Here is a 12,307-nt window from a genome sequence, read left to right as displayed (position 1 = left end):
GCATCGACCGGGAACATAATCCCGGCGGGGAGAACTAAAGCCGTGAGGCGTCAAACAGCAACATGCGGGGTCGCTCCCGCCGGGTCGAGCCGCTCTCTGCGGCTCGACCCCCTTTCCCTTCCGGTCCGCTTCGATGCGCACGATCCGCGCGCCGACGGACATGTCAGGCAGATCGAGCTTCATCGCGAACGCGTCGTGCTTCGCCGTGCCGTTCGCGGCATGCAGATGGCGATCAACGTCCGCGTCAGCGACTTCACAGGCGTCGCACTGCGCGGCAATGACGAAGCGCAGGCCATCGTCCTGGTGCATCGCGATCCCTCGCTCTCCGTTCCGCTGCTCGTCGGCGCCGACGGCGAGGAGCTCGTCGAGGCCTTGGCGATCTGGAGCGAGCTGTTCGCGCTTCCGCAGCTCGACGAAGGCGCGCGCAAGCCCGCGGCCCGCCGCCGCCGCGCCAATGCGATCCGCGCCCGCCGTCCGAAATTCCTGATGCGCCGCCGTGTTGCGATGGCGCGGGAGCTGTCGGTTCATCGCGAAGAACGCGAGATCATCGCGAGGAATTGAAGGTGCCGTAGGGTGGGCAAAGCGCAAGCGTGCCCACCTTTTGTCAATCATTGAGAGGATCGTGGGCACGGCGCAAGGGCGCCTTTGCCCACCCTACGGGAGCTACGCCCGCATCACCGCGTCGGCGAGCAATCCCGCAAACAGCAACAGACCCGCATCCCTGTTCGACTTGAACAAGCGCAGACACAGCTCGGGATCATCAATCCGCAAGCGCACGACCTGCGAGGCCAGGTGCGCGGCGAAGGCGGCAAGCCCGAGCCAGGCCGGCCAGCGCGCATCGCCTGAGGCCAGCGCGACACCGATCAGCATCACAGCGAGCCCGTAGAACAGGATCAGCGCCTGGTGCGTGTGCGCACCGAACAGGCGCGCGGTGGACTTGATGCCGATCAGCGCGTCGTCATCGGCGTCCTGATGCGCGTAGATCGTGTCATAGCCAATCACCCATGAAATCGCGCCGGCATAGAGCACCATCGCGGTGACGTCGATGCGGCCGAAGGTGACGGCAAATCCCATCAGGGCGCCCCAGGAAAAGGCAAGCCCGAGCACGATCTGCGGCCACCAGGTGATGCGCTTCATGAAGGGGTAGATCGCGACGATCAGGAGCGAGGCGATGCCGGTCGCAATCGCGAAGCGGTTGAACTGCAGCAGCACGATAAGGCCGATCAGCGCCTGCACGACCATCCAAGCAAGCGCCTGCTTCGTGCTCACCTGCCCCGACGGCAGCGGCCGCGAGCGGGTGCGCTCGACCTTGTCGTCGAGGTCGCGGTCGGTGATGTCATTCCAGGTGCAGCCCGCCCCGCGCATCACGAAGGCGCCGATGAAGAACAGCACGATGGTGAGCGGCAGTCCGCGGACGTCATGCGCCATGCCGCTCGCGAGCGCCGCCGACCACCAGCACGGCATCAACAGCAGCCAGGAGCCGATCGGACGATCGAAGCGGGACAATCGCAAATAGGGCCGCGCCCATGGCGGCGCGAGCGTATCAACCCAGTTGCCGGTGGAATCGGCAACGCGGGCGGATGTGCTAGTGTCCAGTTTTCGAAGTTCGTATTCCATCGCGGCGTATCCCGGTACGAACTTCGAAAACTACAAGGGCACTAGCAAGAAACTATAATTCACGTGCCGCTTATCGATTTGAAGTTCTCATGAGGATCTCGCGGCAAACACCGTAGGAACTTCAAATCGGCGGCACGTGTATCATCGGGTCAGGACGTTGCCGTTGAGCGTGTCGAAGGTGCTGCCGCCCTTCTTGCCGGCATTGGCCTCAGGCGCCGAGCCTGAACCGAGCACCTCGCTCAACGACGGGCCGGCCGGACCGCGCGGCTGGTTCTGCATCTGCTGCGCGACGTTGCAGACCTTCGTCGCCATGGCCTCGGTATTCTTGTGACCGTCCTTCATCTGCGCGCCGATCTGCGGCGGGATTCCGCATTTGGCGGCGTGGGACTCGATGTACTTGATCATCTTGGTCTCAGCCTGGCTGAAATTGCGGATCAGCTTGCAGGCTTCGTCCGGCGGCGCATGACGATCGCTCGCGGCCTTGATCAGCTTGCCGCGCTTCTCGGCTTCCTCGCGCAGAGGAATGAAAGCCTTCATGCAGTCCTCGCCGGGGCCGCCCTGGGTCGGCGGAGCCGCGCTGAACGCGCCAGCGCCGCCGACGGGCGCGGCGCCATTCACGGGAAAGGACGATTGCGGTGCCGTGCCGACCGAAGCGGTCGGCGCCGAGCCGTTCACCGGGGGAAACGCGGAACTGGTGGCGGCCTGGTTCGGCAGCGGCGCCGGGAAGGCGCTTTGCGCATAGGCGCCCGCGGTGCTCAGGGTGACCATGGCGGCAGTGATCGGAACCATCAAATGACGGATCATCAGGATAGTCTCTCCGGCAGGAGCTACGGGGTTCAGCGTCTTCCCAATTGAAGCGCAACCAGCGTGTTCGCGTTTTTACGATTCCCGCCGGCGCTTAACAACCCGTTGAATAGGGCAATAGCGCGGCGCGGGGACGCACCATTTCGGCAATATTTACCCCCGGAATGGCTGCTTTCGGTTAAGAACGGCCCCAAATCGGACTCCTGAACGATGCCCTCCCACGATTTTCGCGCTCCCCGCCTGTTCGTCGACGCTCCCCTTGCCCAGGACGCCAGGATCCCGCTCGACCGCGACCAGAGCAATTATCTCGGCAATGTGCTGCGGCTTGCCGCCGGGGCCGAGGTTTTGGCCTTCAACGGCCGCGACGGCGAGTGGCAGGCCGCCATCGAAGGTCGCAAGCGGCCGGACGGCCTCGTGATCCTGCAGCAGACCCGGCCCCAGGACGGGCTGCCTGACGTCGCCTACGTTTTCGCCCCGCTCAAGCATGCCCGGCTGGATTACATGGTCCAGAAGGCCATCGAGATGGGCGCGGCCGCGCTTCATCCGGTCCTGACCCGGTTCACCCAGGCCTCCCGGGTCAACACCGAGCGGATGCGCGCCAATGTCGTCGAGGCGGCCGAGCAATGCGGCATCCTGAGCATCGCCACGGTCGCCGAGCCGGTGCCGCTGGAGCGGTATCTCAGTCAGCGCCCCGCGGGCCGCCTGCTGATCTTCTGCGACGAGGCGGCGGAGCTGCAAAACCCGGTTCAAAGCCTGCAAAACGCCCGCGAGGCCGGACAGGGGATCGACGTGCTGATCGGCCCCGAAGGCGGCTTTGCCGAAGAGGAGCGCGCCCTGCTGCTGCGGCAGCCCAGGATCCTCCGGCTGGCGCTCGGCCCGCGGATCATGCGGGCCGATACCGCCGCCGTCGCCGCGCTGGCGCTGGTGCAGGCGGTGCTGGGCGACTGGGGTGGCAAGACCGGCATCTGACAAGGCTCGATTGGCAGCCGCAGGGGAGACGCGCCCCCTCTCCCGCTTGCGGGGGAGGGTTGGGGTGGGGGTGCCTCCGCGTCGGGATTGTCTGAGGCTTAGGGAGAAATTCCCCTAGCGGAAAGAGCCCCCACCCGGCGCTTCGCGCCGACCTCCCCCGCAAGCGGGAGAGGTTGAGCGAGCCCGCGGCGGCCCAGGTGGCTCCCCTCGCGCGTCGAGAACGTCCATTGCCCGTCCATTAAGCGATTGATCCTTTGGAGGTCGAAACCGCGCATCGACCATGCTAAGGGCTGCGCAATTCGCTTGCCTCCCCTTGCCTGCCCGGTTCCACCGGGACGATGGACCCAGTTATGACCGCGACTGCCACCTCAAATGCTGCCGGCTCCGCCGCCTGGGCGGATACGCTGCTGTTGTCGTTCGCGCAGGCCGGTTACGTCAGGGCCGAGCCCGCCATCCTGCAACCGGCCGAGCCGTTCCTGGACCTCTCCGGCGAGGATATCCGCAAGAGCCTATACCTGACCACGGACCTCACGGGCGAGGAGCTGTGCCTGCGCCCGGACCTGACCATTCCGGTGGCGCGCGACTACCTGAGCTCCGGTCGTGCCGGCCAGCCGGCCGGGTTCAGCTATCTCGGCCCGGTGTTCCGCTACCGCAGCGGCCAGGCCAGCGAATTCCTGCAGGCCGGCATCGAATCATTCGGCCGCCAGGACCGCGCCGCGGCCGACGCCGAGACGTTGGCGCTCGGGCTCGAAGCAACCGCGGCCTTCGGTGTCCGCGACGTCGAGATCCGCACCGGCGACGTGGCGCTGTTCAACGCGCTGCTCGATGCGCTCGACCTCTATCCGGTCTGGCGCCGCCGCCTGGTCAAGGACTTCAATCGCAAGATCAGCCTGGAAAAGGATCTGGAACGGCTCGCGGCCGCCACCACCGCGACCCGCAGCGAATATGAGGGCGTGCTCGCCGCCCTCGCCGGCTCCGACCGCAAGGCGGCGCTCGCCTTCGTCACCGATCTGATGTCGATCGCCGGCACCACCAATGTCGGGGGACGCACCACGGCCGAGATCGCCGATCGCTTCCTCGAGCAATCGACGCTGAAGGGCGGCGCGCTGCCGCGCGAGGCGATCACCGTGCTCGAGCGCTTCCTGACGATCGCAGGCAATCCCGACGATGCCATCGCCGAGCTGCGCGCGCTCACTGCCGACGCCAAGCTCGACCTCACGGCTGCGATCGACCAGTTCGAGAGCCGGGTCGGCTTCATGGCGGCGCGCGGCATCGACGTGAAGCAGACGCGCTTCTCGACCGCGTTCGGGCGCGGGCTCGACTATTACACCGGCTTCGAATTCGAGCTGCACCACCGGGGCAACGGCGCCGAGCCGCTGGTTGCCGGCGGCCGCTATGACGGGCTGATGACCCAGCTTGGATCGACTGAACCGATTCCCGCGGTCGGCTTCTCGGTCTGGGTGGACGCGCTGACGAAGATCGGCCGCAAGGTGGGAGCTTAAGTCATGAGCGCGCCATTCGTTCTGGCCGTTCCCTCCAAGGGTCGCCTTCAGGAAAACACAGAAGCCTTCTTCGCCCGTGCCGGCCTCAAGCTGTCGAAGGCCGGCGGCGCCCGCGACTATCGCGGCACGCTTGCAGGCCTCGACCATGTCGAGGTCGCCTATCTCTCGGCGAGCGAGATCGCCTCGCAACTGTCGCGCGGTCTTGCGCATCTCGGCGTCACCGGCGAAGACCTGGTGCGCGAGAACATCGCGGACGCCGACAAGCGCGTGTCGCTGATCGATGGGCTCGGCTTCGGCTATGCCGACGTCGTCGTCGCGGTGCCGCAGGCCTGGATCGACGTTCGCACCATGGCCGACCTCGACGACGTCACCACCGGCTTCCGCGAGCAGCATCACATGCGGATGCGGGTCGCGACCAAGTTCATCAACCTCACCCGCACCTTCTTCCAGAGCCACGGGATCACCGATTACCGCATCGTCGAAAGTAGCGGCGCGACCGAAGGCGCGCCGGCGGCCGGCAGCGCCGAGCTGATCGTCGACATCACCACCACGGGCGCGACGCTTGCCGCCAACGGCTTGCGGGTGCTCGACGACGGCGTGATCCTGCGCAGCCAGGCCAATCTGGTCGCCTCGAAAGAGGCCGACTGGACGCCGCAGGCGCGGGAGACCGCGCGCGTCATCCTCGATCACATCGCAGCAAGGGCGCGGGCCAACAAGTATCGCGAGGTCCGCACCCGCTTCCGGCAATGCGACGCCGCCCTGCTCGGCGAAGCCCACAGCCGGTACGGCGTCGAGGCCCCGTTCGGCGGGCCGACCTCGTCAGGCATGCTGACGCTGCACTGCCCACCGGGGCAGCTCTATGCGCTGGCAAGCTTCCTGCGCGAGCATGGCGCCGAAACCGTCTCGGTGGTTTCGCTCGACTACGTGTTCGACCGGGAGAACCCGCTGTTCGCCAAGCTCGAGGCGTTCCTGCGGCGGTGAGCCCGGGGACGTTCGGCTTTTCGTTCAGCTTTGCGACAGCAAATGGCGGCTACCATATGCTGTTGAGATGACTTTGAACGCCTCTGGAACCTTGATCGATGACGCTGGGCTCTGACGTTTCCGGCATGACGACGACCGCAGGCACCGCAGCCGCGAAGGGACTGTCGATCGTCGTCCCCGTCTACAACGAGGCGGCGGGCCTCGCCGCCCTGCACCAGCGCATCTGCGATCTCGCGAAAACCTTGCGGGAGCGCTATCGGCTGGCTTGCGAGGTCGTCTATGTCGACGACGGCAGCAAGGATGCGACGCTGGCGATCGCGCGCTCGCTGCCGGCCGACGCGATCGACGTCCAGGTGGTGTCGCTGTCGCGCAATTTCGGCAAGGAGGCGGCGCTGATGGCCGGCCTCGACCATGCCCGGCTCGGCGCCGTCATGTTCATGGACGGCGACGGCCAGCATCCGCCGGCGCTGATCGAACAGCTGGTGCGGCACTGGATCGATGACGGCTATGACGTCGTCTACACCGCCAAGGCGCATCGCGACAACGAGACCTTCCTGCGCCGGGTCGCCGTGCACGGCTTCTATGCGCTGATCAATTGGGGGGCCCGGCAGAAGATTCCCGAGGACGCCGGCGACTTCCGCCTGCTGTCACCGCGCGCGGTCACAGCGCTCAGGCAGCTGCCCGAGCGCAACCGGTTCTTCAAGGGCCTCGCCAGCTGGATCGGCTTCCGCCAGATCCGCGTCGACTACGAGCCTGCCGCACGCGCCCACGGCGTCACCACCTTCAACGCCGCAAGCCTGCTCGGCCTGTCGATCGAGGGCCTGACCTCGTTTTCGGTCGCCCCCCTGCGCTTTGCCAGCCTGCTCGGCGTCATTCTCGCCGGTGGCGCCTTCCTGTTCGGCCTTTCGATCCTCTGGGAGGTGTTCACGACCGGCAAGCAGGTGCCCGGCTATCCCTCGCTCGTGATCGGCCTGATGACGATCGGCGGCGTGCAGCTCATCATGATCGGCATCGTCGGCGAATATATCGGCAAGATCCTGTCCGAGCTGAAGGCGCGTCCGATCTACTTCGTCGCCGAGCATAGTGAAAAGCACTTCGAAGCCGACGATGCCGCGAAGAGGACGGCCGCCGAATGAGCGCGGCCGCGGGCCTGCGGCGGATCTGGCTCTGTGCCGACGATTACGGCATCAGCCCGGGCGTCAACCGCGCCATCCGCGACCTGATCGAACGCGGCCGTCTCAACGCCACCTCGGTGATGATGGTGGGGCCTGCGATCGCGCGCAGCGAGGTCGAGGCGCTCCAGGCCTCGGCGAAGACGAGCCCGCGCTGCGCGATCGGATTGCACGTGACGCTGTCGGCGCCGTTCCGCCCCCTCACCATGCATTTTCGTCCGCTCGACGGCGACATGTTCATGCCGTTTCCGAAGCTGCTGCGCGCGGGCATTTTGCGGCGGCTCGACCGCGAATTCGTCCGCAATGAGGTGAAGGCGCAGCTCGCCGCCTTTGCCGAAGCGTTCGGGCGCGCGCCTGACTTCGTCGACGGCCATCAGCATGTGCAGCTCTATCCGCAGGTGCGCGACGGCTTCGTCGATGCGGTCAGCGAAGGCGCGCCGAACGCCTGGGTGCGCCAGGGCGGCCGCGACCTGCCGCTCAGGCAGCGGCTGGCCTCACCCAAGGCCATCGTGCTCGACGTCCTCAGCGCCCAATTCCGCCGCCGTGCCGGCAGCGCCGGCCTCAGCTTCAACCCGGGCTTTGCCGGCGCCTATGACTTCACGCGGGCGGCCGATTTTGGCGAGCTGATGCGGCAATTCCTGGAAGGCTTGCCGGATGGCGGCCTCGTGATGTGCCATCCCGGCTTCGTCGACGATGTCCTCGCCGGCCTCGATCCGATGACGGATGTCCGCGAACGCGAGCACGCCTATCTGGCCGGCGACGCCTTTGCGCGTCTGCTGGCGGACAGCCGCGCCACGCTGGGATGACAGCAGGCCGCGGGGCAGCTTGTCGCATACCGAAATTTAATCCGGCCGGCACTGTTGGGGCCACAATGGAACCCTACATCTGCTTCGCGCTTGTTTTGCGCGAGGGAGACTGATCATGACGCCGCAGGAACGCCAGCTCGTCGACGACCTTTTCGACCGGCTTTCGAAACTGGAAAACGCACCGCGCGATCCCGACGCGATCGCGGCGATCTCGGACGGGCTGCGCAAGGCACCCGGCGCGATCTATGCGCTGGTGCAGACCACGCTGCTGCAGGATGAAGCGCTGAAGCGCGCCCATAACCGCATCCAGGAGCTGGAAGCGGCCCATGGGCCCGAGCAGGCGCAGTCCGGCGGCTTCCTCGACACCATGCGCGACACCTTGTTCGGCGGAGGCCCCTCGCGCGGCTCGGTTCCGAACGTGCCGCCGCGTGACGCGCGGCCGGTCTGGAACAGCGGCGGAGCGATGCAGCAGACGCAACCGGGCTACGGTCAGCCCCCTTACGGCCAAGGTCCAGGTCAGGGCCCGGGCCAGGGTTATGGCGCACCGCCGATGGGCGGTGGCGGCGGCTCGTTCCTCGGCACCGCGGCGGCAGCTGCCGCCGGCGTCGTCGGTGGCTCGCTGCTGCTCTCCAGCATCCGCGGCATGATGGGCGGATCGCATCAGCAGGCCTTTGGCGACACCAATGCCCTCGGCGACCGCGGCGCTGGTGGAAGTCCTTGGGGCGGCAGCGATCAGTCCGGCGGCTCGCTCGCGCGCGATGCCGGCCTGAACGACATCGGCTCGAACCGCGAGTCTCGCCAGAGCTTCTCCGACCAGGCGAACAACGATCGTAACGACAACGACCAGAACTACGGCGACAACAACGACGACGGCAATATGGACGTGGCCGACGACAGCGACTTCGGCGGCGACGACGACGGCGGCAGCGATTACGCGTGAGCAATTCGCCCCGAAGATGCGAACGGCCGCCTCTCGGCGGCCGTTTTCTTTAGAGCCGTGCCCCGAGCGCCTTTTGTGCGACGGCAAGCAGCTGGGACGTTCGATATAGTATGACTAATGTGCGGCGTCATTGGACTGGCTGAACGTTACCCGACGCGCCTGAATTCACCATGACAAATCAAATCGGCATCTGACACGCGCAGCCGTAGACTCCCGGATTTCCAAATGCGGACATGGGTGTTCAACTGGAAGAACACGTTGCTCATGCCACACACCGATGTGGTTGCCTCTCTTGGTTATAGTCGGGGTTTTAAAAATGAGTCCACTTCAGCAGCGCATCGCCACCCTGACCAACGTGACAACTCATCTCATCACCGAGTTGTCGGAGTTGGAGGGACTGCACGAGCTCGTCAAGAAGGCCGAGCTGTCGGCGCGGCGATTGAAGCGCTCCGCTCGCGCATCGCTTTCCCATTCGTCAACGCGTCGTCGCTGCTCTGTTGCCCCTCGTCTGGCTTCGACGGGGCATCGTCGGCCAGCCTAGACCTTAGCCGGAGGACGTACGCCGGCGGCACGCAACGCCTTCGTGCCGCGCGTCGCGAGCCGGCGCGACACGCGGAGTTGACGGCTCGCAGCGAGCGCCGGGCTACATCACCACGACCTTGGTGCCGACATTGACGCGGCCGTAGAGGTCGATGACATCTTCGTTGCGCATGCGGATGCAGCCGGAGGAGACGTTGGTGCCGATGGTCCAGGGCTCGTTGGAGCCGTGGATGCGGTACAGCGTCGAGCCCAGATACATCGCACGGGCGCCGAGCGGGTTCTCCGGACCGCCTTCCATGTGCCGGGGCAGATCGGGGCGGCGGGCGAGCATTTCGGCCGGCGGCGTCCAGTCCGGCCATTCGCGCTTGGCCGTGATCGCCTTCACGCCGGACCAGGTGAAGCCGGGACGCCCGACGCCAATGCCGTAGCGCATCGCCCTGCCGTTGCCCTCGACGAGATAGAGGAACTTGTTCGGGGTATCGACCACGATGGTGCCGGGACTTTCCTTGCCGCTATAGTCAACAGATTGCTTCTCGAACCTCGGATCGAACGGACGCTGCCGCGGGTCGACCGTCTCCTGCTGAACCGCGCCTTGCTGATATCCACCCTGCTGCGGCTCGCCCATCGGCGGCAGGCGGCGCTGGTCGTAATAGCCGGGCTGCTGTTGATAGACCGGCCGCTCGGGCGCGTAGGCCGGACCACGGCCGGGACCGTCGCCGAACAGGAACTCGATGAAGCCGCCGCCCATGTTCGCATTGGAGGCGACGCGCACCGGCGCCGGCGGCACCTGCGGCTGGTAGAGCACCGCGGGCGGATCGTTCGGCACCGAATTGTCGAAGGCGCTGGCGCTGTTTACGCCGGCAATGAAGGTGCAAGCGCTGCCGAGCAGCGCGACAGACATTTTCTTGAACATCGACGTACTCTGTACTGTTTCGTCTAGATCACATGCGCCGTGGAGAGCTGATGGCTGGTCCGCGCCCCTCGACGTGGTCAATAAAAGGCAAAAGCCGTTTTGTTTGGTAAACAGAAACAGCGTTTGGATTCACCACGTCGTCAGCAGCGGGGCAATTTGGCGATCAGCGTTTATTTTCGATGAACGCCGCACGCGCATGGTTAATCGCTTCTTTGCGCGCCGTCGCGCGCAGCCGCACAACAGTTCCTGCCGTGAACTTCGTGTTAAATCGCTTCTGCCTACAAAGACGCGTGAGTGAGGTGGGGGGAGTATCCTGATGGCTGTTCACCGCAAACGTTTTCGCGTCGAGGATATCGCTGGTGGCGAGATGCCGATTTTGGACGTAACCGAAGAGGCAATCCCGATGCATAGCGAGATCATGGCCGAGCTACGTGCGATCCGTGCACAGATGGCGAAAGGCGCTGCGCCCTTGCCCTTGTCCGGCAGCGCAGCCATGGCGGCGATCGACGCCTCCACCGCCCACGAGCTCTCCGAGGCTCGTACCATGCTCGAAACCTATCGGGCCCAGATCGAGCAGTGCGAAAAGCTGAAGGTCGAGCTCGACCTCATCCATGACGCCATCGACCGCACCAAGCGCGAAATCGCAACGCTGCACGGCAAGAGCTTTGACGGCGGCGAAATGGCCAAGGTCAATGGCGAGCTCGGCGCGGTGGTCGGCGGCACCGAGCAGGCGACCCAGCAGATCCTCGAAGCCGCGGAATCGATCGACCAGGCCGCCAGCGCAATGTCCAAGGTGGACTCGATCGACCAGCAGAAGCGGCTCGCCGACGACATTCAGGAACGCGTCATCTCGATCTTCGAGGCCTGCAACTTCCAGGACCTGACCGGCCAGCGCATCAGCAAGGTCATGACCACGATGAAGTTCATCGAGCAGCACATCAATGCGATGATGGAGATCTGGGGCGGCGTCGACGCCATCAAGTCCCACGTCGTGCCGCCGGTCGACAATCGCAGCGAGGACGACAAGCTTCTCAACGGCCCCAAGCTCGCCGGCGACGTCGGCCACGCCTCGCAGGACGACATCGACGCGCTGTTCGACTGAGCGGACGCCAGATAGAGAAAAACAAAACGCCGGCCTTTGGCCGGCGTTTTTGCTTTTTGGGACCATCCTCTCCGCTGTCATCGTCCGGCTTGACCGGACGATCCAGTATTCCAGAGGCAGCAGTGATTGAACCGAGAAGCCGCGGCGTACTGGATGCCCCGCTGTCGCGGAGCATGACGTAGGCGAGAAGCTACGCCCGCGGCGCGCAGCGGACGTAGACCATGTTGCCGTAGCGGGTGGCGGCGTCCTTGTCGATGAAGCGGGTGATCAGGACGCGGCCGTCGAAGGAGATGATTTCGCGGTCCTGCTCGCCGGGGGTCGGACCGGCCGGTCCGATGTAGTTCTTGCCGCTCGGCGAGCCCTTCAGCCGCAGCTCCTGCGGCGTCGCCTGGTCGGCCAGATGCATGATCACGCCGCCGGAGGAGCCGGCGGTGATCACGTAGGGATTTTTGCACTGGGCCCGGGCGGCAGCCTCGGTGCGGGCGCGGTCGGCCGGGTTCTGGAACGAGGCGAGGCCCCAGCGGCCGACGATCTCGTCGGCGCGAATGGTCGCAGGCATTTCGGGCGCGACGCCCGGCTCGGCTTCGGGCGGCGGCGAGGACGACGAGAAGGACGGCAGGCTCATGCCGCCGCCGCAGGCGCCCAGCAGCAGCGCCAGACAAGAGGCGGCGGCCAGATTGGCAACCGTGCGCGCGTGAGCTGAACTGATCATGGCATTCCCCCGAACAAGACCATGGCCGCACCCCTCCTGCAGCCAAGCGCAAAACCGCTGCCGGAGCAATGACGTCCTTTAATACGTCGGCGCCCCGAACAAGTTTCCAGTGCCACCATCCTATATCCGCCTCACCAATCGCTTAACCACCTTTGCTTGACAGGATCGCGGCCAAGCCATATTTCCGGGCCCACTATTAGCACTCGGAAAGCCCGATTGCTAAGCACGCCGTTCGATCCTCGGGATAGG

Annotated in this window: 12 protein-coding genes; 8 read left to right on the top strand and 4 right to left on the bottom strand. The window is 65.7% G+C overall.

Annotated elements, in window-relative coordinates; genetic code table 11:
* The first annotated feature begins 42 nt into the window (after positions 1-42).
* Entirely contained in the window at positions 43-561 is a 519-nt protein-coding gene (locus A3AS_RS0133840; RefSeq protein WP_018321916.1) for a DUF6101 family protein, read from the top strand.
* Positions 562-663: 102 nt separating this feature from the next.
* On the opposite strand, the gene ubiA is transcribed toward A3AS_RS0133840, so the two are convergent.
* Both ubiA and A3AS_RS0133830 read right to left on the bottom strand, forming a co-directional pair.
* On the bottom strand, positions 664-1,617 hold the full coding sequence (ubiA, locus tag A3AS_RS0133835) for a 4-hydroxybenzoate octaprenyltransferase (RefSeq protein WP_018321915.1): 954 nt from the start codon (positions 1,615-1,617) through the stop codon (positions 664-666).
* A gap of 141 nt (positions 1,618-1,758) precedes the next feature.
* A complete protein-coding gene (locus A3AS_RS0133830) occupies positions 1,759-2,421 on the bottom strand; it encodes a hypothetical protein (protein ID WP_018321914.1) in 663 nt (220 codons plus the stop codon).
* 210 nt (positions 2,422-2,631) lie between these two features.
* Between A3AS_RS0133830 and A3AS_RS0133825 the strand changes: the two genes are divergently transcribed.
* The 6 genes from A3AS_RS0133825 to A3AS_RS0133795 all read left to right on the top strand — a co-directional run bounded on the left by A3AS_RS0133825 (position 2,632) and on the right by A3AS_RS0133795 (position 8,791).
* Positions 2,632-3,390, top strand: a complete 759-nt coding sequence (locus A3AS_RS0133825) for a 16S rRNA (uracil(1498)-N(3))-methyltransferase (protein ID WP_018321913.1) — start codon at positions 2,632-2,634, stop codon at positions 3,388-3,390.
* A 350-nt stretch (positions 3,391-3,740) separates the two neighbouring features.
* Positions 3,741-4,892: an ATP phosphoribosyltransferase regulatory subunit gene (locus tag A3AS_RS0133815; RefSeq protein ID WP_018321911.1), complete on the top strand. Its 1,152-nt coding sequence runs from the start codon at positions 3,741-3,743 to the stop codon at positions 4,890-4,892.
* Between the two features lie 3 nt (positions 4,893-4,895).
* A complete protein-coding gene (hisG, locus tag A3AS_RS0133810) occupies positions 4,896-5,873 on the top strand; it encodes an ATP phosphoribosyltransferase (RefSeq protein WP_018321910.1) in 978 nt (325 codons plus the stop codon).
* A 98-nt stretch (positions 5,874-5,971) separates the two neighbouring features.
* The gene (locus tag A3AS_RS0133805; RefSeq protein WP_018321909.1) at positions 5,972-7,009 is read left to right on the top strand and encodes a glycosyltransferase family 2 protein; all 1,038 of its coding nucleotides are present in this window, start codon (positions 5,972-5,974) and stop codon (positions 7,007-7,009) included.
* Complete coding sequence (locus A3AS_RS0133800; RefSeq protein ID WP_018321908.1) at positions 7,006-7,851, top strand: ChbG/HpnK family deacetylase; 846 nt, start codon at positions 7,006-7,008, stop codon at positions 7,849-7,851. Before A3AS_RS0133805 ends, A3AS_RS0133800 begins: the two co-directional genes overlap by 4 nt.
* A gap of 115 nt (positions 7,852-7,966) precedes the next feature.
* Positions 7,967-8,791, top strand: a complete 825-nt coding sequence (locus A3AS_RS0133795; protein ID WP_018321907.1) for a DUF2076 domain-containing protein — start codon at positions 7,967-7,969, stop codon at positions 8,789-8,791.
* 643 nt (positions 8,792-9,434) lie between these two features.
* Here A3AS_RS0133795 and A3AS_RS0133790 read toward each other — a convergent pair.
* Positions 9,435-10,244 (bottom strand): L,D-transpeptidase, encoded by an 810-nt coding sequence (locus A3AS_RS0133790; protein WP_018321906.1) that lies wholly within the window; start codon positions 10,242-10,244, stop codon positions 9,435-9,437.
* Positions 10,245-10,560: 316 nt separating this feature from the next.
* Between A3AS_RS0133790 and A3AS_RS0133785 the strand changes: the two genes are divergently transcribed.
* On the top strand, positions 10,561-11,346 hold the full coding sequence (locus A3AS_RS0133785; protein WP_026202637.1) for a protein phosphatase CheZ: 786 nt from the start codon (positions 10,561-10,563) through the stop codon (positions 11,344-11,346).
* 190 nt (positions 11,347-11,536) lie between these two features.
* Here A3AS_RS0133785 and A3AS_RS0133780 read toward each other — a convergent pair whose 3' ends face one another.
* On the bottom strand, positions 11,537-12,058 hold the full coding sequence (locus A3AS_RS0133780) for a hypothetical protein (RefSeq protein ID WP_026202636.1): 522 nt from the start codon (positions 12,056-12,058) through the stop codon (positions 11,537-11,539).
* Positions 12,059-12,307: the final 249 nt, after the last annotated feature.

Source organism: Bradyrhizobium sp. WSM2793, assembly GCF_000379585.1.
GTDB lineage: Bacteria > Pseudomonadota > Alphaproteobacteria > Rhizobiales > Xanthobacteraceae > Bradyrhizobium.
This window is presented reverse-complemented; position numbering and strand designations above follow the sequence as displayed.

Bases quoted from the DNA above. Each gene is read 5' to 3' on its own strand.
- ubiA (WP_018321915.1), bottom strand. From the start codon at position 1,617: ATGGAATACGAACTTCGAAAACTGGACACTAGCACATCCGCCCGCGTT.
- A3AS_RS0133830 (WP_018321914.1), bottom strand. From the start codon at position 2,421: ATGATCCGTCATTTGATGGTTCCGATCACTGCCGCCATGGTCACCCTG.
- A3AS_RS0133825 (WP_018321913.1), top strand. From the start codon at position 2,632: ATGCCCTCCCACGATTTTCGCGCTCCCCGCCTGTTCGTCGACGCTCCC.
- A3AS_RS0133815 (WP_018321911.1), top strand. From the start codon at position 3,741: ATGACCGCGACTGCCACCTCAAATGCTGCCGGCTCCGCCGCCTGGGCG.
- hisG (WP_018321910.1), top strand. From the start codon at position 4,896: ATGAGCGCGCCATTCGTTCTGGCCGTTCCCTCCAAGGGTCGCCTTCAG.
- A3AS_RS0133805 (WP_018321909.1), top strand. From the start codon at position 5,972: ATGACGCTGGGCTCTGACGTTTCCGGCATGACGACGACCGCAGGCACC.
- A3AS_RS0133800 (WP_018321908.1), top strand. From the start codon at position 7,006: ATGAGCGCGGCCGCGGGCCTGCGGCGGATCTGGCTCTGTGCCGACGAT.
- A3AS_RS0133795 (WP_018321907.1), top strand. From the start codon at position 7,967: ATGACGCCGCAGGAACGCCAGCTCGTCGACGACCTTTTCGACCGGCTT.
- A3AS_RS0133790 (WP_018321906.1), bottom strand. From the start codon at position 10,244: ATGTTCAAGAAAATGTCTGTCGCGCTGCTCGGCAGCGCTTGCACCTTC.
- A3AS_RS0133785 (WP_026202637.1), top strand. From the start codon at position 10,561: ATGGCTGTTCACCGCAAACGTTTTCGCGTCGAGGATATCGCTGGTGGC.
- A3AS_RS0133780 (WP_026202636.1), bottom strand. From the start codon at position 12,058: ATGATCAGTTCAGCTCACGCGCGCACGGTTGCCAATCTGGCCGCCGCC.